The sequence below is a fragment of the Rathayibacter sp. AY1D1 genome, from assembly GCF_002932635.1.
Taxonomy (GTDB): Bacteria; Actinomycetota; Actinomycetes; order Actinomycetales; family Microbacteriaceae; genus Rathayibacter.
Window position 1 is genome coordinate 111,060 of sequence record NZ_PSVY01000004.1, and the last position, 26,920, is coordinate 137,979.

Consider the following 26,920-nt stretch of genomic DNA (forward strand, 5'->3'; position numbering starts at 1 on the left):
GGCGTAGCGTGGGCCCATGTACCGAGCCATCGTCGTCGAGCGGCACTCCGACTCCGACACCGAGACCCCCAACCGAGCCCGCCTCCTCGAGCGCGACGACCCCGATCGCTCGCACGGCGACGTGTCGATCGCCGTCGAGTACTCGAGCGTCAACTACAAGGACGCCCTGGCGCTGGCGGGGCGGCCCGGGATCGTTCGCCGCACCCCGCTCGTCGCCGGCATCGACCTGGTCGGCACCGTGGAGTACGCGGACGGCGAGGCGGGCGAGCGCTTCGACTCCGGCGACCGGGTGGTGCTCAACGGCGCCGGCCTCGGCGAGCGCCACGACGGCGGGCTCGCCGAGCGGGCGCGTGTCGACTCCGCGTCGCTGCTCCGGCTGCCCGGCGCCATCTCGGCGGCACGGGCCGGAGCGATCGGCACCGCGGGCTTCACGGCGATGCTGGCCGTGCTGGCGCTCGAGCGGCACGGCGTGCGGCCGGGCAGCGGTCCCGTCCTGGTGACGGGGGCCTCGGGAGGCGTGGGGTCGCTCGCCGTCGCGCTCCTGGCGCGCCTCGGCCACGAGGTCGTCGCCTCGACCGGCCGGCTCGACGAGCACGGCGCTCTGCTCCAGCGCTTGGGCGCCTCCGACGTCATCGACCGCGCCGAGCTGCAGGAGGGCGGGAAGCCGCTGCAGTCCGAGCGCTGGGCGGGAGCGGTGGACTCCGCCGGCTCGCACACGCTCGCGAACGCCCTCGCGCAGACGCGGTGGGGCGGCACCGTGGCGGCGTGCGGTCTCGCGCAGGGCCCGGACCTGCCGGTGAGCGTGATGCCGTTCATCCTGCGCGGAGTGACGCTGGCCGGCATCAACTCGGTGGAGGCGCCGCGCAAGCTCCGCGAGGAGGCCTGGCGCCGCCTCGCCCACGACCTCGACCTGGAGCTGCTCGACGAGCTGACGACGACGGTGCCGCTCGGCGGGGCGGTCGACGCGGCCGAGGACGTGCTCGCCGGCCGCTCGCACGGTCGGACGCTGGTGGACGTCCGCGCCTGAGGGCACGGCGTCGGCGGAGGGCGTCCGCCCGCCTCGAGCGTGGAGGAGTGGGCGCCTCGGCCGGCGCTGCGTGGCTGCTGCTCGTGCGGCGGTGCGCTACTCCGCGGCCTCGGTGGCGCCGCTCGGCTCGGCCGACGCGTGACCGACGGAGGAGTCGGGGCGCGCGGCGCGGGGTTTCGCCGGCGTGCGGGGCTTCGGCGCGGGCTTCGCGGCCGGAGCCGGCTTCGCGGGGGCGGGCTCGGCGGACTCGGATCCGGCGGGCTTCGGCTCGGCGGGCTTCGATCCCGCGGACTTCGGCCCGGCGGGCTTCGGCTCCGCGGGCTTCGGCTCGGCGGGCTTCACCGGAGCTGCGGAGTCGATCGGCTCGGAGCCGATGACGTCCACGGGCGCGGACCCCCCGGACCCGGCCGGCGTGCTCGCGGCGGTCCGAGCACTCGTCTTCGGAGCGGCCTTCGGCGTCGCCTTCGGGCTCTTCGGAGCGGCCCCCGCTGCTGACTCCGTCGGCGCCACGACGCCGTCCGCCTCCGGAGCCGCGGCCGCCGCGCTCCCGCTGCTCGCCGCCTCCCGGACCTCGACCACCGTCGCCGGACCCGCCGCCTCCGCGGCCACGGCCGCGGCCTCCGCCGCCTTCGCCTTCTTCTTCGCGCGCTTCTCCGCGGCGGCCGCCTGGGCCCGCTCCGCCTGCTCGGCGACCTCGGGGACGATCACGAGGTCGTCGGTCTCGATCACGGGGATCGCCGCGGTCGTCGTCCCCAGCTGGAGGGCCGCGATCAGCTCGGGAGCGTGCTTGGTGCTCACGATCAGGCGGGAGTAGTCCTCGTCGACCAGGTCGATCACGACGGCCGAGGCGGTGCGCTTGATCAGCAGGAAGTCCTTGCCGCCGTGGAACTTCCACGTGCCGGCCGCGAGCGTGAGCGGCACCGCGGTGCCCGGCGCGCGGATGCCCCGGACCCAGATCCAGGGGTCCTCGGTGACCGTCGCCGAGCGGATGCTCGACCGGTCGACGACGACGTCGCTGCGGTGGAACGCGAGCAGTCGCTCGGCCGCGGTGAGGCGGAGTTCGAGGCGGTCGGGGAGCACGGTCACGACGGGCATGCCTCTAGTCTGCCCCGCCGCCCGCCGCCGGGTCAGCGCCGGATCGCACAACGATGCCCCGCCGCCCGCGTGGGTGGCAGCATGGTCGGATGCCGATGGATCCGGACGAGGCGCGCCTCCTCGACGCGCTGCTGGCCGAGCGGCAGGCCGAGACGCGCGACGAGGCGGCCCGGCTCGAGGCCTCGCTGGCCGAGCTCCTGCGCGACCGTGCCGACGGCACCGCCGATGACGAGCACGACCCGGAGGGCACGCCGCTCTCGGCCGAGTGGTCGCGGATGGCCGGAGTCCGCGACGCTCTCGCCCGCACGGCGCGCGAGCTCGACGCCGCTCGCACCCGCCTCGGCACCGGCGGCTACGGGGACTGCGCCTCGTGCGGCCGCCCGATCGGGGCCGCCCGCCTCGCCGCCCGGCCCACGGCCGAGCTCTGCATCGACTGCGCCCGTCTGGCGGAGTCGCGCATCCGCTGACGCCCCGCGAGGCGAGCCTGCGGCGCGCCCTCCGCCTGAAGGCCCCCACAGATCCCGGCGTGCGGAAACCCGGTTTCTCCTGCGAGCATTCACATCCGGTCGCGTCCCTCGAACAGGTCTGACGGACCACCCCTCCCCCCCTGCTCGAAAGGCACTCCTGCGATGACCGAGACGTCGACCGCCCGATCGACCGGCGCCCCTCCCGCCCCCGACAAGCGCGCCTGGCGCTCGCTGATCGTCCTGCTCGCGGGCATGTTCATCGCCCTGCTCGACACGACCATCGTGAACGTGGCGCTGCCCACCATCCGCACCACGCTCGACGCCTCCGAGTCGACGCTCTCCTGGATCATCTCCGGCTACGCCCTCGCGTTCGGCCTCGCCCTCATCCCCGCCGGCCGCCTCGGCGACCGCTTCGGGCACAAGTGGGTCTTCGTCAGCGGCATCGCCCTCTTCACCGTCGCCAGCTTCGCGTGCGGACTGGCCGCGGACGACACCCAGCTCGTCATCGCCCGCATCGTGCAGGGCCTGGCGGGCGGCGTCTTCGTCCCGGCGGTCAACGCCTACATCCAGCTCCTCTTCCGCGGTCCCTCGCGCGGCAAGGCCTTCGCGGTGATGGGCGCGGTCCTCGGCGTCTCGTCGGCGCTCGGCCCGATCATCGGCGGCCTGATCATCCAGGCCTTCGGCGACGAGAACGGCTGGCGCCTGGTCTTCTGGGTGAACCTGCCCATCGGCGTCGCGACCCTGATCGCCGCCGCGGTCCTCCTCCCCGCCCGTCGCGACCTCGAGGCCGGCGACCGCGCCCCGAGCGGAGGCGTCGACTGGCTCGGCCTCGTGCTCGTCTCCGGCGGCCTGGTCGCCCTGCTCGTCCCGCTCATCCAGGGCGAGGACGAGGGCTGGCCGCTGTGGACCTTCCTCTCGATCGCCGGCGGAGTCCTGCTCCTCGCCGCGTTCGGCGCATGGGAGGTCCTCCACGTCCGCCGCGGCCGCGCTCCCCTGGTGCCGCCGTCGCTGTTCCGCCACCCGGCCTTCACCGGAGGCGTGATCCTCGCGCTGGTCTACTTCGCCGCCTTCACGAGCATCTTCTTCACCATCTCGCTGCTCTGGCAGTCGGGCCTCGGCCACACCGCGCTCGAGTCGGGCCTGGTCTCGATCCCCTTCGCGATCGGCAGCATCATCAGTTCCTCGCAGAGCAACCGGATGACCGCGCGCCTGGGCCGCAACGTCCTGGTGATGGGCAGCGGACTCCTCGCCGTCGGGCTCGGCTGGGTCTGGCTGGTGCTGCTGACCGCGACCCCGGACTCGATCAGCAACTGGCAGCTCCTGCCGCCGCTGCTGATCGCGGGCCTCGGCAACGGCTTCTTCATCGCCCCGAACGTGCAGTTCATCGTCTCGACCGTCGACCCGCAGGACGCGGGCGCGGCGAGCGGCGTGATCTCGGCGATCCAGCGCATCGGCTCGGCCGTGGGCATCGCGGTCATCGGCAGCGTGCTGTTCGGGAGCCTCGTCATCACGGGTCCGGACACGGTCGCCTCGGGCTTCCTCGACGCCGCGGCTCCCGCGATGCTCCTCAGCACCCTGATGGCGGTCGCCGCCTTCGCGCTGGTGTTCGTGCTGCCGAAGTCGGTCTCGCGCCGGGGCTGAGGGCCCCTGCCCGGTCGCCGCACGCCGGCGGCCGGGCGCGCGGGACGTCCGCCGCTTCAGCGCGGCGGGCCCCCGCCTGATCCGCGGGTGGCCCCGGAGCCTACGCCCGAGCGGCCGCCGCGGCCTTCGCCGCCGCCGGCAGCGCGTCCACGATGCGCCCGATCGCCGCGTCGTCGTGCGCGGCCGAGACGAACCAGGCCTCGTACACCGACGGCGGCAGCGAGACGCCCGCGTCGAGCATCGCGTGGAAGAACGCCGGGTAGCGGAACGACTCCTGCGCCTGGACCTCGGCGTAGTCCCGCACCGGCCGGCCCAGGTCCGTGAACATGAAGCTGAAGAGGCTCCCGGCCGTCTGCACCGTGTGCGCGACGCCCTCGGCCGTCAGCGCCGCCGACACCTCGCGCTGGAGCGTCAGCGCCGTGGCGTCCAGCGAGGCGTAGACCGCGTCGTCGGCCAGCTGCAGCGTCCGGATGCCCGCGGCCACCGCGACCGGGTTCCCGGAGAGGGTGCCCGCCTGGTACACCGGCCCGAGCGGCGCCAGGTGGTCCATGACGTCCGCACGGCCGCCGAGAGCCGCGACCGGCATCCCTCCGCCGATGACCTTGCCGAAGGTGTAGAGGTCGGCCCGGTACGGAGCCTCGGCGCCGCGGTTCTCGAGCCCCCACCAGCCGCCGGCGCTCACGCGGAAGCCGGTCAGCACCTCGTCCATGATCAGCAGCGATCCGTTCGCGTGCACGAGCTCGGCGAGGGCCGCGTTGAAGCCCGGGTCCGGAGCGACCACGCCCATGTTGGCGGCCGCGGCCTCGGTGATGACCGCCGCGATGTCGGCGCCACGCTCGGCCAGGACCGCGCGCACCGCCTCGAGGTCGTTGTACGGCAGCACGATCGTCTGGGCCGCGGTCGCGGCCGTGACGCCGGCGGAGGCGGGCAGCGAGAGGGTCGCGAGACCGGAGCCGGCATCGGCGAGCAGCCCGTCGGAGTGGCCGTGGTAGTGGCCGGAGAACTTGATCAGCAGGTCGCGGCCGGTGACGCCGCGGGCGAGGCGGATCGCCGTCATCGTCGCCTCGGTGCCGGTGGAGACCAGGCGGAGCTTCTCGATCGGCGAGACTCCCCCGGCCGTGATCCGCGCCTCGACCAGCTCGGCGAGGTCGGTCTCGGCGGGAGTGGACGCGCCGAACGAGAGACCGCGGGCGGCCGCCTCCTGCACCGCCGCGACGACCTCGGGGTGCGCGTGCCCGAGGACGGCGGGGCCCCAGGAGCAGACGAGGTCGACGTACTCGCGCCCGTCCGCGTCCGTGATGTACGGGCCGGCGGCCGAGACCATGAAGCGCGGGGTCCCGCCGACCGAGCGGAACGCTCTGACGGGCGAGTTGACGCCTCCGGGGATCGCGTGCCGGGCACGCTCGTACAGGGTGTCGTTCGCCGAGGTGGTCACCCCTCCAGGGTACGCGCGCCGCCCGGCGCCCTCGCGCCGGAGGAGCGCTTTCGGACGAGATGCCGAGGCTCGCTCCCGGGAGGAGGAGGCGGTTACTTCAGCAGGTCGCGAGCGATCTCGACGGCCCAGTAGGTGAGAACCGCGTCGGCCCCCGCGCGGAGGATCCCCGTGACCGACTCCAGGATCGCCGGCTCGCGCGAGATCCAGCCGTTCGCGGCGGCGGCCTCGATCATCGCGTACTCCCCCGACACCTGGTACGCCCAGACCGGCACGTCCGAGACGGAGGCGACGTCCGAGAGCACGTCGAGATAGCTCATGGCGGGCTTCACCATCACCACGTCGGCACCCTCGGCGAGGTCGAGGGTCGCCTCGCGCAGGCCCTCGCGGCGGTTCGCCGGGTCCTGCTGGTAGGTGCGGCGATCGCCCTCGAGCGTGGACTGCACGGCCTCGCGGAACGGACCGTAGAAGCTGGAGGCGTACTTCGCCGAGTACGCGAGGATCGCGGTGTCCAGGTGCCCGGCGCCGTCGAGAGCGGCGCGGATCGCTCCGACCTGGCCGTCCATCATCCCCGAGAGCCCGAGCAGGTGGGAGCCGGCCTCGGCCTGGGCGAGCGCCATCTCCTCGTAGCGGAGGAGCGTGGCGTCGTTGTCGACGCGCCCGCGGTCGTCGAGGACACCGCAGTGGCCGTGGTCGGTGAACTCGTCCAGGCACAGGTCGGTCTGCACGACCAGCGCGTCGCCGACCTCCTCCACGACGACCCGCGTCGCGGCGTTGAGCACGCCGTCGGGGTCGGTCGCACCGGAGCCGACCGCGTCGCGCGTGGTCGGCACGCCGAACAGCATCACACCGCCGATCCCCGCCTCGGCCGCCTCCGTCACCGCTCCGCGGACGCTGTCCAGCGAGTGGTGCATCACCCCCGGCATCGACCCGATCGGCCGGGCCTCGGTGGTCCCCTCGGCCACGAAGAGGGGCAGGATCAGCTGCGCCGGGTGGATGCGCGTCTCCTGGACGAGACGGCGGAGTGCGGGGGTCGTGCGGAGGCGGCGCGGGCGGATGGCAGTCATGTCCTCCAGCGTAATCCCGCCCCGCCGAGCACCCCCCGGGAGCGCGGACGCCCCACCCCGTGGAGGTGCTCCGGACGCAGGACGTCAGCCGAGAGGCGGGTCCCCGGCCTGTGGGGCGAGGCCCGCCCCTCCCGGCCGACGTCGCGCCGGAGAGGCGGCTCAGCGGGGAGCGCGCTCCGTGGCGACGGCGGCGACCGCGTCGATGAGGGAGGAGGCCGAGCGCTCGTCGGCGACGACGTCGACGCGCAGGCCGAAGGCGCGGGCGTCCTTCGCGGTCTGCGGCCCGATCGCGGCGACGAGGATCGACTCGGGCACCGGGCCGAGCTGCTTCTGGACCTGCTCCGCCACGCTGCCCGAGGTGACGAGGATCGCGTGCACGGCTCCGCCGGCGACATCCGCCACGACGCGCTCCTCCACCGGGACGCCGACCGTGCGGTAGGCGACCACGGAGCGCACGTCGTGCCCGATGCGGGTGAGGCCCTCGGTGAGCAGCGGCTTGGCGATCTCGGACCGCAGCGTCAGCACGCGCAGGGGGTGTCGACCGCCGGTCGCCTCCTCCCACTCGGCCAGGAGGCCGCGGGCGGAGTTGTCCTCGGAGGGGACGAGGTCGACGGAGTACCCGGCGGCGACGAGCGCGGCCGCCGTGGTCTCGCCGACCGCCGCCACCTTGGTGCTCGCGGGCACGGTGGTGCGCAGGAGGGAGAGGACGTCGACCGTGGTGGCGCTCGTGACGGTCATCCAGTCGAAGGCGCCGGCCTCGAGGTCGGCGAGGGCCTGCTCGAGCGCCGGGAAGTCGTCGGTCGGCGCGAAGTTGATCATCGGAGCGACGACGGGCGAGGCTCCCTTGGCACGGAGAGCGGCGGCGACACCGTCCCCCCACGGGCCTCCGCGGGGGACGAGGATGCGCCACCCCTGCAACGGCTTCTCCCACTGGGAGTAGGCGGCGGGGACGATCACGAAGGGGCTCCCAGGGGTGCGAGTTCGGCGGCACCCGCACCGAGAAGCGCGTCAGCGAGCAGAGAGCCGCAACGGAACGCGGCTTCGACGACGGGCAGTTCGCGACCACCATACTGCGGATCCGCCCGGTGTCGACCACCGCCGACCGAACCGTTATCGACCGGCTCCGCGACCTCCCGTGCGAGGGACGCCGTGCCGTCGACGGCGAAGACCACGCCGTGCAGGACCACGCGGTCCTCCTCGACGACCGCGGAGGCTCCGATCGGAGCGGCGCACCCGGCCTCGAGGGAGGCGAGGAGCGACCGCTCGGCCGTGATCGCCGCGCGGGTCGGCACGTGCTCGACCGCCGCGAGAGCGGCACGCAGCTCCTCCGACGGCTCCTCGTCGCGCACCTCGATGGCCAGCGCTCCCTGACCGGGGGCGTGCGGGGAGACGTCGAAGCCGAGCACCTCGGTGATCGCGTCGACCCGGCCGAGGCGGCGCAGGCCGGACAGGGCGAGCACGATCGCATCCAGCGGCGAGTCGCTGCCGGGCAGCACCCTCCGGAGCCGGGTGTCGATGTTGCCGCGGATGTCCACGATCTCGAGGTCCGGACGGGCGGCCAGCAGCGCCGCGCGCCGGCGGGGCGAGCCCGTGCCCACGCGGGCTCCGACCGGCAGGGTCGCCAGGGTGAGCCCGTCGCGGGCGCAGAGCGCGTCGCGCGGGTCCTCCCGCTCGGGGACCGCTCCGAGCAGCAGGCCCTCCACCGGAGCGGTGGGCAGGTCCTTCAGCGAGTGCACGATCGCATCGCAGCGCCCGGCGAGCAGCGCGTCGCGCAGGGCGCTGACGAACACGCCGGTGCCGCCGAGGGAGGCGAGCGAGCCGCGCATGCGGTCGCCGTCCGACTCGATGCGCACCAGCTCCACGGGGACCCCCGCGGCGGCCGACATCAGATCGGCCGTCATCCGGGTCTGCGCCACCGCGAGCGCGCTCGCGCGGGTGCCGACTCTGATGCTCACGACAGACGACTCCTCATCACGGTGCGACTCCCGCCAGGGCGGGCTTGAACCCCGCTCGCACGTTCTCGCAGCAGCCGGGGCGGCAGACGTCGTACCAGGGGCCGAGCGCCGTCATCGAGGGCCGGTCCTCGGTCGGCACGCCGTTGACGCGCTCGAGGACCAGGTCGATCAGGCCGGAGACGTAGACCGGGTCCGTGCCGGGGGTCGCGACGCGGAGCGCGACGAGTCCGTGCTCCTCCGAGGTCTCGAGGGCCTCGTTGTCGAGGTCCCACATGACCTCCATGTGGTCGGACACGAAGCCGAGCGGGACGATCAGCAGCGCGCGGCGGCCGCGGGCCGGCAGCTCCGCGATGGCGTCGTTGATGTCCGGCTCGAGCCAGGGCTGGGTGGGCGGGCCGGAGCGCGACTGGTAGACCAGCTGCCAGGGCACGTCCTCGTCCGTGGCGGCGGCCATGACGACCTCGGCGACGGCGAGGTGCTGCGCCTCGTAGGCACCGCCCGGTCCGAACTCGTGCACGTCGACGACGGTGCCGTCGTCGTGGCGCTCGTGGGGTCCGCTGCGCTCGGCGTCGGCCATGGGGATCGAGTGCGTCGAGAACAGCACCTCCACCTCGGACGTGACATCGAGGTCGGGCATCCGCTCGCGCAGCTCGTCGAGCCCGTCGTGGACGGCCTTGATGAACGGCATCACGAAGCCGGGGTGGTCGAAGAACTGGCGCACCTTGTCGATCCGCAGCTCGCCCTCGAGGCCGGTCGCGTCGAGCGCCGCCGCGTAGTCCTCGCGGTACTGCCTGCAGGACGAGAAGGAGGAGTACGCGCTGGTGGCGATGGCGAGCAGGTTGGTGAACCCGCGCTCCTTCGCCTCGGCGACGGCCTCGCTCATGTAGGGCGCCCAGTTGCGGTTGCCCCAGAGCACGGGGAGGTCGATGCCGCGGTTCGCGAGCTCGGCCTCGAGCGCCTTCTTCAGCGCACGGTTCTGCGCGTTGATCGGGCTGACGCCGCCGAAGTGGCGGTAGTGGTGGGCGACCTCCTCGAGACGCTCCTCCGGGATGCCGCGGCCGCGGGTGACGTTGCGGAGGAACGGGATGACGTCGTCCTGACCCTCGGGCCCGCCGAAGCCGGCGAGGAGGATCGCGTCGTACGCCACGGGGACCTCGACGTGCTCGGGGCCGGACGCCGCCGCGGGGGTGGCCCCGCGGACGAGGATCGGCTCGCTGGTCGTGTCGCTCATCGGAGCACCTCGGCGATCTGGTCGGCGTCGATGCGCCGTCCTGTGTAGAAGGGGACTTCCTCGCGCACGTGGCGGCGGGCCTCGGTGGCGCGCAGGTCGCGCATGAGGTCGACGAGGTTGACGAGCTCCTCGTCCTCGAGGGCGAGGATCCACTCGTAGTCGCCGAGTGAGAACGAGGCGACCGTGTTGGTCAGGACGGAGCGGAACCGCGAGCCCTGGCGCCCGTGCTGGGCGAGCATCGCGCGGCGCTCCTCCTCGGGGAGGATGTACCACTCGTAGGAGCGGACGAAGGGGTAGACCGTGAGCCAGCGGGCCGGCGCCTTCCCGCGCATGTAGGCGGGGAGGTGGTTCGAGCTGAACTCGGCGTCGCGGTGCACGCCCATCGCGTTCCACGTCGGCAGGAGGCCGACCAGCAGCTCCGTGCGCCGCAGCTCGCGGTAGGCCCGCTGCAGCTCCTCGGGCGCCGGGCCCGTGAGCCACAGCATGATGTCGGCGTCGGCGCGCAGGGCCGAGACGTCGTAGGTGCCGCGGACGGTCACGCCCTCGCCCTCGAGCTGGGCGACGAGGTGCTCGTACTGCTTCACCGCGGGATCCACGGCGTCGCTGGAGAGGGTGAACGGACGTGCGGGATCCCTGCGGAGAACCGCCCAGAGCGTGTATCCCAGGGCCTGATCGGAGTGATCCTGATCGGCGGGGGGCTGCGGCGCCGGAGCGGCGGCGCTCGTGTCGGGGGCGGACTGAACGGGACCCGCCGTGCCGGCGGTCTGATCGGTCATTGATCCATCATCCCTCCGCTCGTGCCGATGCACAAAAGCGGCGGGGGCTCTGGCGCCGGAGGGCCCGGGACGCTAGCACCCCGGGCCCTCCGGCGCTCAGTCCTCGATGATCTGCTTCGCGACGCCCCAGACGACGAGGCCCACGGCGGCGGCGGCGCCGACCGCTCCGGCGATCAGCGCGGAGGGGTTCTGGCGGCGCACCACCTGGAGCTTGCGCTCGATCGTCCGCTGGGCCGTGCGCACCTTGCGCGGCACGTTGACCTTGTACTCGATCGCGTCGAGCGTCGCGGCCAGCTCGGAGCGAGCGCGCTCGATGTCGGCCTTCAGCTGGCCGGGCTTCAGCTCCGCCGGGTCGACGAAGCGGGGCGTGGTGCTGCTGACGGATCGCTCAGTTGTCATAGCTGCCCACTCCCTTGAACGCCTGGACGTCCTTCTTGATGCTGTCGATCGAGTCCTGCGGCACCGGCGGCACGGCCTTCTTGATGGTGCGCACGCCGACGAGGGCGAGGATCACGGCCACCAGGAGGAAGAAGACCGTCACGATCAGCGCCGACAGCCAGGCCGGAAGCCAGGAGGCGATGCCGATGATCGCGAAGGCGACCAGCGTCGCCCACGCGGTCAGGAGGAGGAAGGCCGCGACCGCGAACAGGCCGACGGCCAGACCCGCGCTCTTCGCCTTGCCCGCCAGCTCGTTCTTCAGCGAGGCGACCTCGGCCTTGACGAGCTCGATCACGAGGCCGGGCAGGTCGCTGACCAGCTCTCCCAGTGATCGGGCGTTCTTGGGATTGCGTTCGTTCACCACGGGAGCTCCTCGAGGGTGGGACGTGCCGGCCGGCGCGCGCCTGGCACGGCCGGGGGGATGAGCACTAGGCCCTGCTGGTGGAGGTGGACGTCGTCGACCCGCCGGAGCCGGCCGACGCCGCGGCCTCATCGACCTTCGAGGCCGCCTTGCGGGCGGCGGCCGACGCCTCCGCGTCGCTCGCTCCCTGGGCCTTCCTGCCGCCGGACACGGCCTTGACGACCACCGAGCGCACGACCTCGTACGCCTTGTCCGAGACGCTGCTCAGCTGGGTCTTCGCAGCACCGCCGACGGCGCCCGCGACGTCCTGCACCGGCTGGGTCCGCCAGAAGCGGCCTGCCGCCGAGGCGATCTGCTCGTACCGCTTGCGGCCGGCGCGTGCTCCCAGCACGTACCCGGCTGCGGCTCCTGCCACGAAAAGAATCTTGCCCTTCACGCCTACTCCTCGTCCTGGGTCGCTCTCGCGATCGTCCACGCGGTCGGTGACCACTCGTGCCGGGGCACGCCGCGCGCTCGCGCGGATGCCTGGGCCTAAGAGTAGCCGTCGGCGTCGCGGGCGTCGCTCGGCAGCCCGACTCCTTGACGCACCAGTCGGCGCCGGATAAGGGCGGCCGTCTCGGCGGCGTGCGGGAGCACCGAGGCGAGGCCCGTGCCCGCGATCCAGGTGCCGGTCACGGCGACTCCCTCGATTGGGAGGAGCGCCTCGCGGAACGCCTCCAGGTGCGCACGGCGGCCCAGCGCCGCGGCGGGCCGGACGTTGGCCCAGCTCACCCGGGCGGAGTCGACGAGCGACGCCGGATCGAGGGCGAGTCCGAGCAGCGTCGAGGCGTCGAGCAGGGCGATCGCGGCCGCCTCGGCATCGGTGCGCCCCTCGAGCGGCGGGCGCTCGCCCGGGCGCCCGTAGGAGAGGCGCAGCACGTGGCGCCCGGGAGGGAGGGAGGCGGCCAGCCAGTCCCACTTCGCGGTCGCGTGCGTGATCGCCTTGGCCGTGACGTCGGTGGCGGTGGGCGCCACGAGCACACCGGAGCCGCGGGGGGCTGCGTCCAGGCGGGCGTCGTCGAGGACGAGGGTCACCAGCTCGACGGAGTCGTGGGGCGCCTCCTCGGCGCGCTCCGCGACGGCGGGGGCGAGGCCGGCGAGCAGCGCCCGGGCGTCGCGCTCCGGCGTCGAGACGATCACCGCTCGGGCGCTCAGAGTGCCGTCGGCGAGGGTCAGGACGAAGTCCCCGTCGGAGCCCTCGAGCCGCTGCACGGAGGCTCCGGTGCGGATCTCGCCGGAGAGGTAGTCGATCCGCTGGACCAGCGCGGCGACCAGGCGGTGCATCCCGCCCTCGAGCCCGCGGACCGCGACTCCGGCCGGGAGGTTCGCGCGGAGGGCGGCCACTGCCCGGGCGAGGGAGCCCGCGCGGGTGAGCGCGCCGTTCAGTCCGGGTGCGGCGAGGTCGACGTCGATGTCGTCCGGCCGGCTCGAGTACACGCCCGAGACGACCGGCGCGACCAGGTCCTCGAGCACGCGCTCGCCCATCCGGGTGCGCACCAGCTCGGCGAGGGAGTGGGCGCGGCCGATGCGCAGCACGGGCATCAGGGTGTCGAGCCAGGCGCGCCAGGCACCGCGGCGGCCGATCGCCCGCACGACGTCGGGGGCGAGCGGCGTGCCGGGGATGCCGAGGATGCCGGCCCGGGGCGACGGCACGGAGCGGCCGTTCGAGAGGTGCAGCCACGAGCCGTGCGTCCGCGGCTCGACGATCGACTCGGCGAGCGGGACGCCGTCGAGGGTCAGCGCGGCGAGCGCCCGCTCGACGTGGCCGCCGCGGGTGGCGAAGCTCTCGGCGCCCGCATCGAGCGCGGCTCCGGCCAGCGCGAGCGGGGAGACCGAGCCCCCGACCCGCTCCCCCGCCTCGAGCACCACGACGCGCAGGCCGATGCGCAGGCACTCCGCGGCGGCGGCGAGCCCCGCCACTCCGCCGCCGACGATCGCGACGTCGTACGACGCCGCGTCGCGGGGGCGCTCCTCGCTCACGGCCGCCAGGCGTGCACGAACGCGACGAGGCGCGTGAGCACGTCGGGGTCGGTCTCGGGCGGCACGCCGTGGCCGAGGTTGAGCACATGCGCGGGGGCGCTCAGGCCTCGGCGGAGCACGTCGTCGACGTGGGCCTCGAGGACCTCCCACGGCGCGGTCAGCAGGGCCGGGTCGACGTTGCCCTGCACCGGCACGAAGCCGCCGAGGCGGTGGTTGGCCTCGTCGAGCGGGATCCGGTAGTCGACGCCCACCACGTCGGCGCCGATGCCGTGCATCGCTCCGAGCAGCTCGCCGGTGCCGACGCCGAAGTGCACGATCGGGACGTTGCGGCGCGTCTCCCCGTGGTCGAACGCGAGGTCGCGCACGTGGACGAGGGCGCGCGCGGAGGCGGGAGCGACGTGGGTCGTGTAGTCCGAGAGCGAGAGCGCCCCGGCCCAGGAGTCGAAGAGCTGCGCGGCGCTGGCCCCGGCGAGCACCTGCGCGCGGAGGAAGCGGCCGGTGACCTCGGCGGTCCACTCCATCAGCTGGGCCCAGGCGGCGGGGTCGGCGTGCATCATCGTCCGCGCGCGCAGGTGGTCCTTGGACGGGCCGCCCTCCACCAGGTAGGCGGCCAGGGTGAAGGGAGCGCCGGCGAAGCCGATGAGCGGGGTGTCGCCGAGGCCCGCGACGGTGCGGCGCACGCCCTCGCGGATGGGCTCGAGCGTCTCGTCGAGCACGGACGGGTCGATCGAGGCGAGCTCGGCGACGTCGGCGGCCGTGCGCACCGGCTTCTCGAGCACCGGACCGCGCCCGGGGACGATGTCGACGCCGACGCCCGCGAGCCGCAGCGGGATCACGATGTCGCTGAAGAAGATGGCCGCGTCCACTCCGTGGCGCCGCACCGGCTGCAGGGTGATCTCGCTCGCCAGCGCCGGGTCGAGGCAGGCGTCGAGCATCTTCGTGTCGGTGCGCAGGGCCCGGTACTCCGGGAGGCTGCGGCCGGCCTGGCGCATGAACCAGACGGGCGTCCTCTCGCCCCGCTCGGAGCGGTAGGCGCGCAGGAGCAGCGAGTCGGCCGTGCGGCCGGCGGAGAGGGGGTGCAGCGGATCGAGCAGGCCGTCGGTGGGGGAGGTCACCGCGGCATTATTCCAGGCGCATCCGTGCATTCCTCCCCAGTCCGGGACCCCGCCCCGCAGAGCGCGGGTAGACTGACGTGGTGCTTCTGTGTCTGACGGCGTCGCACAAGAACGCCAGCTTCGATCTCCTCGAGAAGCTCTCCGTCGACTCCTCCGCCGTGACCGCGGCCCTCTCCGAGGGGATCGACTTCGTCTCCGGGGCCGTCGTCGTCGCGACCTGCAACCGCTTCGAGGCCTACCTCGACATCGAGGAGCCGCTGACCGCCGCGCAGGCCGTCGCCGTCGAGGCCGCCACCGCCGCTGTCAGCGCCGCGACCGGCGTCGAGCAGGACGAGCTGCGCGGGAGCGTCGACGTCGTCTCGGGCGACCGGGTGGCCGAGCACCTCTTCGCCGTCTCCAGCGGGCTCGAGTCCGTCGTGGTCGGCGAGGGCGAGATCGCGGGCCAGGTCCGCCGGTCCCTCGAGGAGGCGCGCCGCCTCGGCACCACCTCCTCCGAGCTCGAGCGGCTGTTCCAGCGCGCCTCGCAGACCTCGCGCGGCATCAAGAACCGCACCGGCCTCGGCAGCGCCGGCCGCTCGATCGTGCGCCTCGCGCTCGACCTGGCCGCGAGCCGCGTCACCGACTGGCGGGCCGCCCGCGTCCTCCTCGTCGGTACCGGCAGCTACGCGCGGGCGACCGTCGCGGCCCTGCGCGACCGCGGAGTGGTCGACATCGCCGTGCACTCCCCCTCCGGCCGCGCCGAGGGCTTCGCCGCCCGCCGCTCGCTCCGGCCCATCGCCGCCTCCGATCTCGCGCTCGAGGCGGTCTCGGCCGACATCGTCATCACCTGCACCACGACCCAGGAGCCGGTGCTCGACGCCGCCCTGCTCGCCGCCGGGCGCCTCCAGGGCTTCTCCCGCGAGCGCCAGCTCGTGATCGACCTGGGCCTGCCGCGCAACGTCGCCTCCGACGTCACCTCGGTCGCCGGCGTCGAGCTCCTCGACCTCGAGACGATCAGCCTGCACGCACCTCTCGACGTGCTCGACGCGTCGCAGCAGGCGCGCGCGCTCGTCGACAAGGCGGCCCGGAAGTTCTCGGACGTCGCCGACGAGAAGAGCCTCACTCCGGCCGTCGTCGCCCTGCGCGCCCACGTGTTCGACGCGCTCGACGCCGAGATCGAGCGGGCCCGCTCGCGCGGCGACGAGGACGGCCGCACCGAGCAGGCGCTCCGCCACCTCGCCGGCGTCCTGCTGCACACTCCGAGCGTCCGCGCCCGCGACTACGCGCGCGCCGGAGCCCAGGGGGCCTACCTCACCGGGCTCGAGGCGCTCTTCGGCATCGAGGTCCCGGCCGAGCCCGCCGCCGCCGCCCGCCCCGACGCGGACGCCGCCACCGCGTGAGCCTCCGGCTCCCCTTCGACGCGGAGCCGCTGCGCTCCGCGCCGCTGCTCACCGAGCGCCTGCTCCTGCGTCCCCTCGGACCGGAGGACGCCGAGGACCACGCGCGCTACCAGGGCGACGCCGACGCCGTCCGGTTCCTCCGCTGGCCGGTGCGCACCCCCGAGGAGTCGCGGGCGCACCTGCAGCGCCGCCTCCCCTCGACACGGCTCGCCGCTGACGGCGACGTGGCCGTGCTGGCGATCGTCCCCCGGGAGGGCGTCCTCGCCGGGCGGATGATCGGCGACCTCACGCTCATCGCGACGTCCGTCGAGCAGGAGGCGGTCGAGATCGGCTGGGTGCTGCATCCGGAGGCGCAGGGGCGCGGCTACGCGACCGAGGCCGCCCGGGCGCTGCTCGACCTCGCGTTCGACACCCTCGGCGCCCACCGCGTGATCGCGCAGCTCGACGCTCGGAACACCGCCTCCGCCCGCCTCTGCGAGCGCCTCGGGATGCGCCTCGAGGCGCACCACCGGGAGGACGAGTTCTGCAAGGGCGAGTGGACCTCGACCCTCGTCTTCGCCCTGCTCGCCCGCGAGCGCTGACCGCAGGGCCGGCTGGTCCGCGCCCTCCGGGACGCCGCCGGCCCGTCCGGTCGGCGGCGTCCCGGGAGGAGCGTCAGGCCCCGCGGAGCCCGGTGAAGAGGTACGACTCGAGCTGCTCGAGCGGGATGCGCTCCTGCTTCATCGTGTCGCGATCGCGGACGGTCACTGCGTCGTCCTCGAGCGAGTCGAAGTCGACGGTCACGCAGTACGGGGTGCCGATCTCGTCCTGGCGGCGGTAGCGGCGGCCGATCGCTCCGGAGTCGTCGAAGTCGACGTTCCAGAGCTGGCGCAGCTGGTCGGCGACGCGGCGCGCGAGCGGCGAGAGGGCCTCGTTGCGCGAAAGCGGCAGCACAGCCACCTTCACCGGCGCCAGGCGCGGGTCGAGGTGCAGCACGGTCCGCGTCTCGACCTTGCCCTTGGCGTTCGGCGGCAGCTCCTGCTCCTCGTAGGCGTCGACGAGGAACGCCATGAGCGCGCGGGTGAGACCGAACGACGGCTCGATCACGAACGGCACGTAGCGCTCGTTCTTGTTCTGGTCGAAGAACGAGAGGTCCTTGCCCGAGTGCTCGATGTGCGTCTTGAGGTCGTAGTCGGTGCGGTTCGCGACTCCCATCAGCTCGCCCCACTCGCCCGAGGCGAAGCTGAAGCGGTACTCGATGTCGACGGTGCGCTTGGAGTAGTGGGAGAGCTTGTCCTTCGGGTGCTCGTACTGCCGGATGTTCTCGGGGTTCATCCCGAGCCCGACGAACCAGTCCCAGGCGAGCTGCATCCAGGTCTCCTGCCACTCCTCGTCCGTGCCGGGCTCGACGAAGAACTCGAGCTCCATCTGCTCGAACTCGCGGGTGCGGAAGATGAAGTTGCCGGGGGTGATCTCGTTGCGAAACGCCTTGCCGATCTGGCCGATGCCGAAGGGCGGCTTGCGACGGGCGCTCTGCAGCACGTTCGCGAAGTTGGTGAAGATGCCCTGGGCGGTCTCGGGACGCAGGTAGTGCAGACCCGACTCGTCGTCGACGACGCCGAGGTAGGTCTTCATCAGGCCCGAGAACTGCTTGATCTCGGTCCACTGGCCGACCTTGTCGGGGTGCTCCGGGTCGGGGATGTCGGCGAGGCCGTTCACGGGCGGGTGGCCGTTGACCTCCTCGTACTTCTCGAAGAGGTGGTCGGCGCGGTAGCGCTTGTGGGTGATCAGCGACTCGGTCAGCGGGTCCGAGAAGACGCCGACGTGTCCCGAGGCGTGCCAGATCGCCGTGGGCAGGATGACCGCGGAGTCCAGGCCGACGACGTCGCCCCGGCCCTGCACGAAGGTCTTCCACCACTGGCGCTTGATGTTCTCCTTGAACTCCACGCCGAGCGGCCCGTAGTCCCACGCGGAGCGGGTGCCCCCGTAGATCTCACCCGAGGGGAAGACGAATCCCCTGTGCTGCGCGAGGGTGATGACTTTGTCGAGGGTGGTGGGTTCTGCCACGGGTTGCTCCTCAGCTGTTCGGGCGCACGGGGCCCCGGCGCGCGCCGGCTGCGCGCGTCCTTCTGGTGTGCCCCCATGGTAGCCGCGGGGGCGCCGCGACGGTCCGCCCGCGGCGGGCATGATGAGCGGATGAGCACCCTCCCGCCGATCGTCGTGTCCGCCGTCGCCGTCCTCCGCGACCGGCGCGTCCTGATGGTCACGGCGCGGGGCCGCGACGTCCTCTACCTCCCCGGCGGCAAGGTCGACGAGGGCGAGAGCGGGATCGAGGCGGCGGCCCGCGAGGCCCGCGAGGAGCTCGGCGCCGTCGCGCTCGGCCTCGAGCCCCTGTTCACCGTCCGCACCCAGGCGCACGGCGAGCCGGAGGGGCGGGAGGTCCACATGAGCGTCTTCGCCGCCGAGCTCGACCGGGAGGCGCGCCCGAGCGGCGAGATCGACTCGCTGCACTGGGTCGACGGCTCCGATGCGGGCCGCTGCCCGCCCGCCGGGGTCGAGACCCTCCGGCTGCTGCGCGGTCTCGATCTCGTCGACTGACCCTCCGGCGCCGGGCCGACCGCGGGGCGGCTAGCCTCGTGGCGTGGAGACGAGACGGCGTGCACGGGACCGGTCGAGCGCGGAGGAGCCGGACCGGCTCGAGCCGGTGCGACTGGAGGCGGCCGTGCCGATCCTGCGGATCTTCTCGGTCGCCAAGGCGGGCGAGTTCTACGTCGACTACCTCGGCTTCGAGGTGGACTGGGAGCACCGCGCCGCGCTCGACGCCCCCCTCTACCTGCAGGTGTCGCGCTCGGGGCTCCGCCTGCACCTCAGCGAGCACCACCGCGACGGCAGTCCCGGCGCCGCGGTGCACGTCGCCCTCCGCGGTGTCCGCGAGCTGCACGCCGAGCTCGACGCGAAGGCGTACCCCTACCTCAACCCGCGGATCACCCGCACGCCGTTCGGCTTCGCGCTCGACGTGATCGATCCGTTCGGCAACCAGCTGCGCTTCGCGGAGCCGGCCCCGGTGCCGCGCCTGCCCTGATCGGTGCGCGTGCGGGTGCTTGTACAACCTGAGCGCCGACTGATCAACCGTTCACCGGCCGTCCATGCACTTCGGAGTCCCATCCTTTAGCGTGGATCCGATGGCTTCACGGGGGACGATCGAGCGGCCGGACACGGCCCGGGCAACGGGACGGCAGCGCCGACCGCGGCTCCGCTTCATGGAGGCCGCACCGCTGGCGACGGGCCTGCTGGGCTCGATCGCGATCCTCCTCGGCTCGCTCGGCGTGGGCTACCTGCCCGCCGGCTCGCCCATCCGCGACTGGCCTCTCGTCGCCTCGATCCGCGCCACGGGCTGGCTCACCGAGTCCAGCGGCGCCCTCGTCGTGGGCGGCGGGATGCTGCTGCTGATCGCGTGGCTCCGCCTGCGCACGGTCGCTCTCGCGGCGGGCCCCGGCTCCGTCCGCACCATCGTGGTGGCGGCCCTCGCCTGGACCGCTCCGCTCCTCGTGACGGTGCCGCTGTTCAGCCACGACATGTTCTCCTACGTGGCGCAGGGTCGCCTGATGACCCAGGGCATCGACCCCTACACCCACGGCGTCGCGACGCTCCCGGGCTGGTTCGACCTCGGCGTCGACCCGCTCTGGGCCGACACGCCCACGCCCTACGGGCCCCTCTACCTCCTGATCGAGCGCACCGCCGTGCAGTTCGCGGGCTACGGCGCACCGGAGCTCTCGATCGCGATGCTCCGCGCCGTGTCGGTCGCGGGCGTGGCCGTCATGGCCGTCTACGCGCTCCGCCTGGCGCGCCTGCGCGGCCTCTCGGTCCCGCTCACCGCCTGGACGATCGTCGCCAACCCGCTGACCCTCGTGCTCTTCGTCGTCGCCGGCCACAACGATTCCGTGATGCTGGCGCTCATCCTCGCGTCGCTCTACTACGCCCAGACCGACCGGCGCATCGCCGCCGTCGTGCTGATGGCCGGAGCGATCGCGATCAAGCCGATCGCCGTGATCGCGCTCCCCGTGCTCGCGCTCCTGTGGCTGCGCCACGACGCGACGTGGCGTGAGCGCACCCGCGGCTGGCTCTGGACGGGCGCCGGAGCGCTCGGCCTCGTGGTCGCCGTCGGGCTGCTCGCGGGCGTCGGGGTCGGCTGGGTCGCGGCGATGGTCGTGCCCGGCTTGATCCTGCACTGGTACGCGCCGATGTCGTTCGTCACGGTCTCGGTCTCCCGCGCCGTCGAGTTCACCGGTCACGACCCCGCCGCGGCGATCGCCGTGGTCAAGATCCTCGCGCTCGGGCTCGCCGGCCTGATTGCTGCGCGCCTCATGCTGTCGCGGCGCTCCATCGATCCGCTCGCCCGCCTGTCCGGCGCGCTGCTCGCGTTCGTGACGGCGTCGACCGCCATCCACCCCTGGTACGCCCTCTGGATCCTGCCGATCGCCGCGCTCGCGCGCCCGTGGAGCCGCTCCCACGTGCACCTGGCGGTCTACGCGTCGATCTTCCTCATGTGCGTCACGCTCGCCGAGCCGATCGACGGCGGAGGCGGCACGATGGACCAGATCCCGGCGCGGGTCGCGACGATCGCCGCGATCGCCGTGGTCGGGATGTACGTCCTCCTCGGCTACACGGACGAGGAGCGGGTCGAGGGTCTGCCCCTGGTGCGCGCGCTGCCGTTCGGCTCCGTGATCCTCGCCCGCCTCAGCGGCGGCCGCCTGGTCGACGCCCGGATGGCCGCCACTCGCCTGCGCGACTAGCCGGGGCCGCGGCTCAGGAGTCGGACTCGTCGCTCCGACGGCGCGTGCGGCGGTCGAGCGCGGCCTGCGCCGTCTCGGCGGCCGAGTCCGGGGAGCCGACCGGCCCGGTGGGTCCGGCGAGGGTGCTCGAGAGCGACGACAGCCAGCCGGAGTCGTCGCGGCCGGCGTTCAGCGCGTCCGAGAAGAGGGGGAGGTCTTTGCGGGCGGCGTGGATCGCGTAGGACTCGCGGGAGAACCCGTTGTCGGGGACGACGGGCGTCCTGCGGGACGCGCGCGTGGCGTCCGGGGCCTGCTCCTGTCGCGAGGCGTCCGACGCCTGCTCCTGGGGGGCCTGCTCCTGGGCGGCCTGCTCCCGGCGGGCGTCGCGCTCGTCGCGCGGGGTGCTGCTGTCGTGGTCCACGGCGGTCCTCCTGCTCTCCGCCCCGAGCGGAGGGACGGGCGCCGCGATGACGGGGCGGCGCCCGGTCAGGCTACCCCTCGTTCAGGGCGTGGCGTCGTCGGTGGCCCCTGATCGTGGCGCGGGGCGCCAGACGACCAGCTCGGTCCGGCGCTGCGCGCGCGTGCCGTGGCGCAGAGTGACCACGTCCCCCTCGAGTCCGGCGGCGAACACGCGGCGGCCCGGCCGGTTCAGGAGCTCATCGGCGAGGGCCGCCTCCAGCTCGCGCACCCGCTGCGAGAGCGACTGCACCTGGTTCTCGAGCTGCAGGATGCGCGCGATGCCCTCGAGCGAGACGCCCTCGGAGGAGAGCCGGGCGACCTCGCGCAGCTGCACCACGTCGCGCATCGAGTAGCGGCGCGACTTGCCCGCGGTGCGGGTCGGGCTCACGAGCCCGAGCCGGTCGTACTGCCGGAGCGTCTGCGGGTGCATCCCCGCCAGCTCGGCGGCGACGGCGATTGCGAAGACGGGCGTGTTCTCGTCCATGTCTCCTCCTCCGACCGGTCGCGCCGATCCGGTGCTAGTAGCGGGCCTTCTCCAGGATGTCCTCGCGCGGGTCCTCGTCCGGCTCGGCGGCGGCGTAGGCCTCGAGGGCCTCACGGGCGGCGGCGGACAGGTGGCTCGGGACGGCGACCTGCAGGACGGCGAGCAGGTCGCCCGTGCCCTTGGGGGTCGTGACGCCGCGGCCCTTGACGCGCAGGACGCGGCCGCTCGGGGTGCCTGCGGCGACCCGGAGCTTGACGGGCTCGCCGCCGAGGGTCGGCACCTCGATCGTCGCGCCGAAGACGGCCTCGACGAAGGTCACGGGGACCGTCACGCGCAGGTTCAGCCCGTCGCGCTCGAACACCGGATGCTTGCGGACCGAGACGGTGAGCACCAGGTCGCCGGGATCGCCGCCGTCCGGGCTGGGGCGGCCCTTGCCGCGGACGCGGATCTTCTGGTCGTCGGCCACGCCGGCCGGGATGCGCACCGAGAGGGTGCGCCCGTCGCCGGTCTGCAGCTGGACGGTGTCGCCCCGGGTCGCGGTGCGGAAGTCGATGGTGGTGCTGGCGGTGACGTCGGCGCCCTTCTGCGGGCCGCCGAAGCCGCGGTAGCCGCCACTGGGCTGGCCGAAGCGGCTGCCTCCGCCGCCGAACATGCCGCCGAGGATGTCCTCGAAGCCGGGCGGCGGGCCCTGCTGGGTGCTGTAGGAGGTGCGCCCGCCCTGGCCGAACATGCCGCCGAAGACGTCGTCGAACCCTCCGGGCTGGCCTCCCGCGGTGAAGCGCGCTCCGCCGCCCATGGCGCGGATCTGGTCGTACTCCTTGCGCTGCTCGGCGTCCGAGAGCACGGTGTACGCCTCGCTGATCTCCTTGAAGCGCGCCTCGGCCTTCGCGTCCCCCGGGTTGGAGTCGGGGTGGAACTGGCGGGCGAGCTTGCGGTAGGTCTTCTTCAGGTCCGCGGCGGAGACGTCCTTGGACACGCCGAGGACCTTGTAGAAGTCCTTGTCGAACCAATCCTGGCTGGCCATGTGCCTCTTCCTGTGTCGAATGCGGCGAGGGACCCCGCCCCGGTCCGGCAGCGTGCTGCCGAGCGGGGCGGGGTCCTCCGCGGTGGTGGTGCCGGTGGCGGGGTCAGTCGGCGGGGACTGCCACGACCACCTTGGCGGCCCGCAACAGCGAGCCTCCGAGGTAGTAGCCCGCCTCGACGACGTCCGCGACCGTGGAGGTCTCGGCGCCGGGGGTGGGCTGCTGGAAGATCGCCTCGTGGATGTTCGGGTCGAACAGGTCGCCCACGGCGCCGGTCTTCACCAGGCCGAGCTTCTCCACTCCGCCGCGCAGCTTCTGCGCGATGGCCGTGAAGGGCCCGCCCTCGGCGAGGTCGCCGTGCTTCTCGGCGCGGTCGAGGTCGTCGAGCACGGGGAGGATGACCTTCACCGCGTCGCCGATCGCCCGCTCCTTGTCGACCTGGCGGTTCGCCTCGGTGCGCTTGCGGTAGTTCGCGTACTCGGCGGTCACCCGCTGGAGGTCGGCGAGGTGCTCGGCTGCGAGCGTCTCGGCGCTGGACTGTCCCGAGAGGAACGAGAGGTCGGCGTCCGAGAGGCTGGTCTCGACGTCGGGCCCCTCGGCCTCGATGAGGCCCTCCTGGTCCTGGGCGTCCTGCGCCGCCTCCGCTCCCGCCTCGCCGCCGGTGACCGGCTGCTCCTCGGGGAGGTCCTGGGGCTCGTTCTCGGCTGCCATGGCTACTTCGTGTCCTTCGGCTCGTCCTCGTCGATGACCTCGGCGTCGACGATGTCCTCGTCGTCCTTCTTGTCACCGTCGGCCGGAGCGTCCGCGGGGGCGCTCTGCGCGGCCTGGTCCTGGGAGTAGATCGCCTGGCCGATCTTTGTCTGCGAGGCGTTGAGGGCGTCGAACGCGGTCTTGACGGCCGCGTCGTCGTCGCCGGCGAGCGCGGTCTTCAGCGCGTCGACGTCTCCCTGCACCTCGGACTTGACGTCCTCGGGCAGCTTGTCCTCGTTGTCCTTGATCAGCTTGTCGATCGAGTACGCCAGGGTCTCGGCGTTGTTGCGGATCTCGGCGGCCTCGCGGCGGGCCTTGTCCTCGGCGGCGTGCTCCTCGGCCTCGCGGACCATGCGGTCGATGTCGTCCTTGGGCAGCGACGAGCCGCCCGTGATCGTCATCGACTGCTCCTTGCCGGTGCCCTTGTCCTTCGCGGACACGTGGACGATGCCGTTGGCGTCGATGTCGAAGGTGACCTCGACCTGCGGGATGCCGCGCGGGGCCGGCGCGATGCCGGTCAGCTCGAACGTGCCCAGGTTCTTGTTGTCGCGGGTGAACTCGCGCTCGCCCTGGAAGACCTGGATCGCGACGGACGGCTGGTTGTCGTCGGCCGTGGTGAAGGTCTCGGACCTCTTGGTCGGGATCGCGGTGTTGCGCTCGATGAGCTTGGTCATGATCCCGCCCTTGGTCTCGATGCCCAGCGAGAGCGGGGTCACGTCGATCAGGAGGACGTCCTTGCGCTCGCCCTTGAGGACGCCGGCCTGCAGCGCGGCGCCGACGGCGACGACCTCGTCCGGGTTGACGCCCTTGTTGGGCTCCTTGCCGCCGGTGAGCTTCTTGACGAGCTCGGCCACGGCCGGCATGCGGGTCGAGCCGCCGACGAGGACCACGTGAGCGATGTCCTCGACCTTGACGCCCGCCTCGGCGATGACGTCGGTGAAGGGCTTGCGGGTGCGCTCGATCAGGTCGCTGGTGAGCTCCTCGAACTTGGCGCGGGTGAGCGTCTCGTCGAGGTTCGCCGGGCCGTTCTCGGTGAGCGAGAGGTAGGGCAGCTGGATGCTGGTCGAGGTGCTCGAGGAGAGCTCCTTCTTCGCCTGCTCCGCGGCCTCCTTGAGGCGCTGGCGAGCGATCTTGTCCTTCGAGACGTCGACGCCGGTCGAGTCCTTGAAGCGCTTGACCAGGTGGTCGACGACGCGCTGGTCCCAGTCGTCGCCGCCGAGGCGGTTGTCGCCCGAGGTCGCGCGGACCTGGATGGTCGAGAAGTCGTCGTCCTTGCCCACCTCGAGGAGGGAGACGTCGAATGTTCCGCCGCCGAGGTCGAAGACGAGGATGAGCTCGTCCTCCTTGCCCTTGTCGAGGCCGTAGGCCAGCGCGGCCGCGGTGGGCTCGTTGATGATGCGCAGGACGTTGAGGCCGGCGATCTCGCCGGCGTCCTTGGTCGCCTGGCGCTCGGCGTCGTTGAAGTAGGCCGGGACGGTGATGACCGCGTCGGTCACCTTGTCGCCCAGGTACTGCTCCGCGTCGCGCTTGAGCTTGCCCAGGATGCGGGCCGAGATCTCCTGCGGGGTGTACTTCTTGTCCTCGACGCCGAAGGTCCAGTCGGTGCCCATGTGGCGCTTGACCGACGCGATGGTGCGGTCGACGTTGGTGACGGCCTGGCGCTTCGCGGTCTCGCCGACGAGCACCTCCCCGTCCTTGGTGAACGCCACGACGGACGGCGTGGTGCGGAAGCCCTCGGCGTTGGCGATGACGGTGGGCTCGCCTCCCTCGAGGACGGCCACGACAGAGTTGGTGGTTCCCAGGTCGATGCCTACGGCACGGGACATATGCGTTGTTCTCCTTCGCGATCGGCGTCGCGCGGGCGGCTGCCGGTCAGTTGACGGGTGGTGCGGAATCCTCTGCGGGAGTTGAGCCCCGCACGCTCAAGTTTACGCATCCGTCGTCTCGCGTCAAGTCCGGAGGCGAGAAGTTGAGTCGCATCGGCTCAACTCTCAGACTCGCGGGTCCCGCCGCTTCCGGCCGTTCACCTCCTCCCCCTACGGTGGGCCCATGACGACGCGCACCGGCCGCTGGCCCGTCCTCGCCTGGGGCCTGTGGGACTGGGGCGGATCGGCCTTCAACGCGGTGGTGACCACCTTCGTCTTCACCGTCTACCTGACCACCGACGGGCTCTTCGGCACCTCGAGCGGAGTCTCGGCCGCGCTCGGCTGGTCCCTCGCCGCCGCCGGCGTGGTCGTCGCCGTGATCGCGCCGATCACCGGCCGCCGGGCCGACCTCGGCGGGCGCCGCCGGCTCTGGCTGGGGATCCACTCCGCCGTCGTCGTCCTCTGCATCCTGCTGATGTTCCTCGTGCGCCCCGACCCGGCCCTCCTCTGGCTGGGACTCGGACTGCTCGCGGTCGGCACGGTCTTCTTCGAGTTCGCGAGCGTCAACTACAACGCGATGCTCCTCCAGGTCTCGACCCGGGCGACCATCGGCCGCGTCTCCGGCTTCGGCTGGGGCATGGGCTACGTGGGCGGGATCGTCCTGCTGCTGATCGTGTACTTCGGCTTCATCTCGCCCGAGGTCGGGCTCTTCGGAGTGACGGGTGACGACGGCCTCGACGTGCGCGTCTCGATCCTGGTCGCCGGCGTGTGGCTCGCCGTCTTCGCCCTGCCTGTGCTGGTCGCGGTGCCGGAGACGCCGGCGCGCGCGAGCCGGGCGGAGCGCGTCGGGGTGATCACCTCCTACCGCGCGCTCTTCGCGCAGGTCGCCGGCCTCTGGCGCGAGAGCCGCAGCACCGTGGCCTTCCTCATCGCCAGCGCGGTGTTCCGCGACGGGCTCACCGGGGTCTTCACCTTCGGCGGCGTGCTGGCGCAGGGCACCTTCGGCTTCGACGCCGGCGAGGTGATCCTGTTCGCCATCGCGGCGAACGTCGTGGCCGGAGTGGCGACCATCTCGGTCGGCGCGCTCGACGACCGCATCGGCCCCAAGGCCGTGATCGTCGCCTCGCTCATCGGCCTGGTCGTCTGCGGCACCGCCGTCTTCGTCCTGCACGACGGGGGGAGCACGGTGTTCTGGATCTTCGGCCTGCTGCTGTGCCTGTTCGTCGGCCCGGCGCAGTCGGCGAGCCGCAGCTACCTGGCCCGCCTCATTCCGGAGGGACGGGAGGGCGAGATCTTCGGCCTCTACGCGACCACCGGGCGGGCGGCCTCGTTCCTCGCGCCCGCCGCCTTCGCAGCCGCCGTCTCGATCGCCGCGGCCGTCTCGGGCAGCGGCGAGGCGAACGTGCAGTACTGGGGCATCCTCGGGCTCGTCCTCGTCCTCGCCGTCGGGCTGGTGCTGCTCCTGCCGGTGCGCCGCCCGCCGGCCACCGCCCCCGTCGTGCCGGAGCCGCGGCTCGCTCCGCCCGCCCGCCGGGACTGACGAGGCCCGGACCGCGGAGTCGCTGGCGACGCCCCTCCCCGCGCGC

The 26,920-nt window shown here is 73.2% G+C and carries 27 protein-coding genes; 9 read left to right on the forward strand and 18 right to left on the reverse strand.

Features of this window, described 5'->3' with window-relative positions; genetic code table 11:
• Positions 1-16: 16 nt before the first annotated feature.
• The gene (locus C5C56_RS04510; protein ID WP_104319167.1) at positions 17-1,027 is read left to right on the forward strand and encodes an MDR family oxidoreductase; all 1,011 of its coding nucleotides are present in this window, start codon (positions 17-19) and stop codon (positions 1,025-1,027) included.
• A gap of 96 nt (positions 1,028-1,123) precedes the next feature.
• Here C5C56_RS04510 and C5C56_RS18225 read toward each other — a convergent pair whose 3' ends face one another.
• Positions 1,124-2,122 (reverse strand): hypothetical protein, encoded by a 999-nt coding sequence (locus C5C56_RS18225; protein WP_258065577.1) that lies wholly within the window; start codon positions 2,120-2,122, stop codon positions 1,124-1,126.
• Positions 2,123-2,211: 89 nt separating this feature from the next.
• On the opposite strand from C5C56_RS18225, the gene C5C56_RS04520 reads away from it, so the two are divergent.
• Both C5C56_RS04520 and C5C56_RS04525 read left to right on the forward strand, forming a co-directional pair.
• Positions 2,212-2,589 carry a TraR/DksA family transcriptional regulator gene (locus C5C56_RS04520; RefSeq protein ID WP_258059381.1) on the forward strand — a complete coding sequence of 126 codons (378 nt, stop codon included), beginning with the start codon at positions 2,212-2,214 and terminating at the stop codon, positions 2,587-2,589.
• Between the two features lie 162 nt (positions 2,590-2,751).
• Complete coding sequence (locus tag C5C56_RS04525; RefSeq protein WP_104257675.1) at positions 2,752-4,230, forward strand: MFS transporter; 1,479 nt, start codon at positions 2,752-2,754, stop codon at positions 4,228-4,230.
• A gap of 100 nt (positions 4,231-4,330) precedes the next feature.
• Here C5C56_RS04525 and hemL read toward each other — a convergent pair whose 3' ends face one another.
• From hemL to hemE, 11 genes are all read right to left on the reverse strand, one after another.
• Positions 4,331-5,665: a glutamate-1-semialdehyde 2,1-aminomutase gene (gene hemL, locus C5C56_RS04530; RefSeq protein ID WP_104246920.1), complete on the reverse strand. Its 1,335-nt coding sequence runs from the start codon at positions 5,663-5,665 to the stop codon at positions 4,331-4,333.
• Between the two features lie 92 nt (positions 5,666-5,757).
• Complete coding sequence (gene hemB, locus C5C56_RS04535; RefSeq protein ID WP_104316996.1) at positions 5,758-6,729, reverse strand: porphobilinogen synthase; 972 nt, start codon at positions 6,727-6,729, stop codon at positions 5,758-5,760.
• A 159-nt stretch (positions 6,730-6,888) separates the two neighbouring features.
• Positions 6,889-7,683 (reverse strand): uroporphyrinogen-III synthase, encoded by a 795-nt coding sequence (locus tag C5C56_RS04540; RefSeq protein WP_104222950.1) that lies wholly within the window; start codon positions 7,681-7,683, stop codon positions 6,889-6,891.
• A complete protein-coding gene (hemC, locus tag C5C56_RS04545; protein WP_104249903.1) occupies positions 7,683-8,684 on the reverse strand; it encodes a hydroxymethylbilane synthase in 1,002 nt (333 codons plus the stop codon). Before hemC ends, C5C56_RS04540 begins: the two co-directional genes overlap by 1 nt.
• Before the next feature lie 16 nt (positions 8,685-8,700).
• Positions 8,701-9,915: a ferrochelatase gene (locus tag C5C56_RS04550; RefSeq protein WP_104269435.1), complete on the reverse strand. Its 1,215-nt coding sequence runs from the start codon at positions 9,913-9,915 to the stop codon at positions 8,701-8,703.
• Positions 9,912-10,691, reverse strand: coding sequence for a hydrogen peroxide-dependent heme synthase (hemQ, locus tag C5C56_RS04555; protein WP_104233087.1), 780 nt, complete (start codon positions 10,689-10,691; stop codon positions 9,912-9,914). The genes C5C56_RS04550 and hemQ overlap by 4 nt, the downstream gene beginning before the upstream one ends.
• Positions 10,692-10,787: 96 nt before the next feature.
• Complete coding sequence (locus C5C56_RS04560) at positions 10,788-11,090, reverse strand: DUF3618 domain-containing protein (RefSeq protein ID WP_104222879.1); 303 nt, start codon at positions 11,088-11,090, stop codon at positions 10,788-10,790.
• Positions 11,080-11,490 (reverse strand): phage holin family protein, encoded by a 411-nt coding sequence (locus C5C56_RS04565; RefSeq protein WP_244229489.1) that lies wholly within the window; start codon positions 11,488-11,490, stop codon positions 11,080-11,082. Before C5C56_RS04565 ends, C5C56_RS04560 begins: the two co-directional genes overlap by 11 nt.
• Positions 11,491-11,557: 67 nt before the next feature.
• Complete coding sequence (locus tag C5C56_RS04570; RefSeq protein WP_146076886.1) at positions 11,558-11,905, reverse strand: YtxH domain-containing protein; 348 nt, start codon at positions 11,903-11,905, stop codon at positions 11,558-11,560.
• A 116-nt stretch (positions 11,906-12,021) separates the two neighbouring features.
• Complete coding sequence (locus C5C56_RS04575; protein ID WP_258065578.1) at positions 12,022-13,509, reverse strand: NAD(P)/FAD-dependent oxidoreductase; 1,488 nt, start codon at positions 13,507-13,509, stop codon at positions 12,022-12,024.
• The gene (gene hemE / locus C5C56_RS04580; protein WP_104255341.1) at positions 13,506-14,654 is read right to left on the reverse strand and encodes a uroporphyrinogen decarboxylase; all 1,149 of its coding nucleotides are present in this window, start codon (positions 14,652-14,654) and stop codon (positions 13,506-13,508) included. The genes C5C56_RS04575 and hemE overlap by 4 nt, the downstream gene beginning before the upstream one ends.
• Positions 14,655-14,704: 50 nt before the next feature.
• Between hemE and C5C56_RS04585 the strand changes: the two genes are divergently transcribed.
• Positions 14,705-16,003: a glutamyl-tRNA reductase gene (locus C5C56_RS04585; RefSeq protein ID WP_104260433.1), complete on the forward strand. Its 1,299-nt coding sequence runs from the start codon at positions 14,705-14,707 to the stop codon at positions 16,001-16,003.
• The gene (locus C5C56_RS04590; RefSeq protein WP_258059379.1) at positions 16,000-16,584 is read left to right on the forward strand and encodes a GNAT family N-acetyltransferase; all 585 of its coding nucleotides are present in this window, start codon (positions 16,000-16,002) and stop codon (positions 16,582-16,584) included. The genes C5C56_RS04585 and C5C56_RS04590 overlap by 4 nt, the downstream gene beginning before the upstream one ends.
• Positions 16,585-16,657: 73 nt before the next feature.
• Here C5C56_RS04590 and C5C56_RS04595 read toward each other — a convergent pair whose 3' ends face one another.
• Positions 16,658-18,049: a glycine--tRNA ligase gene (locus C5C56_RS04595; RefSeq protein WP_104226140.1), complete on the reverse strand. Its 1,392-nt coding sequence runs from the start codon at positions 18,047-18,049 to the stop codon at positions 16,658-16,660.
• A 129-nt stretch (positions 18,050-18,178) separates the two neighbouring features.
• On the opposite strand from C5C56_RS04595, the gene C5C56_RS04600 reads away from it, so the two are divergent.
• The 3 genes from C5C56_RS04600 (at position 18,179) to mptB (ending at position 20,775) form a co-directional block, all read left to right on the forward strand.
• Complete coding sequence (locus tag C5C56_RS04600; protein ID WP_104222884.1) at positions 18,179-18,580, forward strand: NUDIX domain-containing protein; 402 nt, start codon at positions 18,179-18,181, stop codon at positions 18,578-18,580.
• Between the two features lie 43 nt (positions 18,581-18,623).
• Positions 18,624-19,064: a glyoxalase superfamily protein gene (locus tag C5C56_RS04605; RefSeq protein WP_208543318.1), complete on the forward strand. Its 441-nt coding sequence runs from the start codon at positions 18,624-18,626 to the stop codon at positions 19,062-19,064.
• Positions 19,065-19,164: 100 nt separating this feature from the next.
• The gene (mptB, locus tag C5C56_RS04610; protein ID WP_146086445.1) at positions 19,165-20,775 is read left to right on the forward strand and encodes a polyprenol phosphomannose-dependent alpha 1,6 mannosyltransferase MptB; all 1,611 of its coding nucleotides are present in this window, start codon (positions 19,165-19,167) and stop codon (positions 20,773-20,775) included.
• Positions 20,776-20,788: 13 nt separating this feature from the next.
• Here mptB and C5C56_RS04615 read toward each other — a convergent pair whose 3' ends face one another.
• From C5C56_RS04615 to dnaK, 5 genes are all read right to left on the reverse strand, one after another.
• Positions 20,789-21,175, reverse strand: a complete 387-nt coding sequence (locus tag C5C56_RS04615; protein WP_104315057.1) for a hypothetical protein — start codon at positions 21,173-21,175, stop codon at positions 20,789-20,791.
• 81 nt (positions 21,176-21,256) lie between these two features.
• Complete coding sequence (locus C5C56_RS04620) at positions 21,257-21,697, reverse strand: heat shock protein transcriptional repressor HspR (RefSeq protein ID WP_104319169.1); 441 nt, start codon at positions 21,695-21,697, stop codon at positions 21,257-21,259.
• A 34-nt stretch (positions 21,698-21,731) separates the two neighbouring features.
• Positions 21,732-22,721 carry a DnaJ C-terminal domain-containing protein gene (locus C5C56_RS04625; protein WP_104222888.1) on the reverse strand — a complete coding sequence of 330 codons (990 nt, stop codon included), beginning with the start codon at positions 22,719-22,721 and terminating at the stop codon, positions 21,732-21,734.
• Positions 22,722-22,824: 103 nt separating this feature from the next.
• Entirely contained in the window at positions 22,825-23,430 is a 606-nt protein-coding gene (locus C5C56_RS04630) for a nucleotide exchange factor GrpE (protein WP_104237617.1), read from the reverse strand.
• A gap of 2 nt (positions 23,431-23,432) precedes the next feature.
• The gene (gene dnaK / locus C5C56_RS04635; RefSeq protein ID WP_104222890.1) at positions 23,433-25,295 is read right to left on the reverse strand and encodes a molecular chaperone DnaK; all 1,863 of its coding nucleotides are present in this window, start codon (positions 25,293-25,295) and stop codon (positions 23,433-23,435) included.
• 223 nt (positions 25,296-25,518) lie between these two features.
• Between dnaK and C5C56_RS04640 the strand changes: the two genes are divergently transcribed.
• Positions 25,519-26,874 (forward strand): MFS transporter, encoded by a 1,356-nt coding sequence (locus tag C5C56_RS04640; RefSeq protein ID WP_104319170.1) that lies wholly within the window; start codon positions 25,519-25,521, stop codon positions 26,872-26,874.
• Positions 26,875-26,920: the final 46 nt, after the last annotated feature.

Excerpts from the sequence above, each read along its gene's own strand:
- C5C56_RS04510 (WP_104319167.1), top strand. The coding sequence starts at position 17 with ATGTACCGAGCCATCGTCGTCGAGCGGCACTCCGACTCCGACACCGAG.
- C5C56_RS18225 (WP_258065577.1), bottom strand. The coding sequence starts at position 2,122 with ATGCCCGTCGTGACCGTGCTCCCCGACCGCCTCGAACTCCGCCTCACC.
- C5C56_RS04520 (WP_258059381.1), top strand. The coding sequence starts at position 2,212 with ATGCCGATGGATCCGGACGAGGCGCGCCTCCTCGACGCGCTGCTGGCC.
- C5C56_RS04525 (WP_104257675.1), top strand. The coding sequence starts at position 2,752 with ATGACCGAGACGTCGACCGCCCGATCGACCGGCGCCCCTCCCGCCCCC.
- hemB (WP_104316996.1), bottom strand. The coding sequence starts at position 6,729 with ATGACTGCCATCCGCCCGCGCCGCCTCCGCACGACCCCCGCACTCCGC.
- C5C56_RS04550 (WP_104269435.1), bottom strand. The coding sequence starts at position 9,915 with ATGAGCGACACGACCAGCGAGCCGATCCTCGTCCGCGGGGCCACCCCC.
- hemQ (WP_104233087.1), bottom strand. The coding sequence starts at position 10,691 with ATGACCGATCAGACCGCCGGCACGGCGGGTCCCGTTCAGTCCGCCCCC.
- C5C56_RS04560 (WP_104222879.1), bottom strand. The coding sequence starts at position 11,090 with ATGACAACTGAGCGATCCGTCAGCAGCACCACGCCCCGCTTCGTCGAC.
- hemE (WP_104255341.1), bottom strand. The coding sequence starts at position 14,654 with ATGCACGGATGCGCCTGGAATAATGCCGCGGTGACCTCCCCCACCGAC.
- C5C56_RS04600 (WP_104222884.1), top strand. The coding sequence starts at position 18,179 with ATGAGCACCCTCCCGCCGATCGTCGTGTCCGCCGTCGCCGTCCTCCGC.
- mptB (WP_146086445.1), top strand. The coding sequence starts at position 19,165 with ATGGCTTCACGGGGGACGATCGAGCGGCCGGACACGGCCCGGGCAACG.
- C5C56_RS04620 (WP_104319169.1), bottom strand. The coding sequence starts at position 21,697 with ATGGACGAGAACACGCCCGTCTTCGCAATCGCCGTCGCCGCCGAGCTG.
- C5C56_RS04625 (WP_104222888.1), bottom strand. The coding sequence starts at position 22,721 with ATGGCCAGCCAGGATTGGTTCGACAAGGACTTCTACAAGGTCCTCGGC.
- C5C56_RS04630 (WP_104237617.1), bottom strand. The coding sequence starts at position 23,430 with ATGGCAGCCGAGAACGAGCCCCAGGACCTCCCCGAGGAGCAGCCGGTC.
- dnaK (WP_104222890.1), bottom strand. The coding sequence starts at position 25,295 with ATGTCCCGTGCCGTAGGCATCGACCTGGGAACCACCAACTCTGTCGTG.
- C5C56_RS04640 (WP_104319170.1), top strand. The coding sequence starts at position 25,519 with ATGACGACGCGCACCGGCCGCTGGCCCGTCCTCGCCTGGGGCCTGTGG.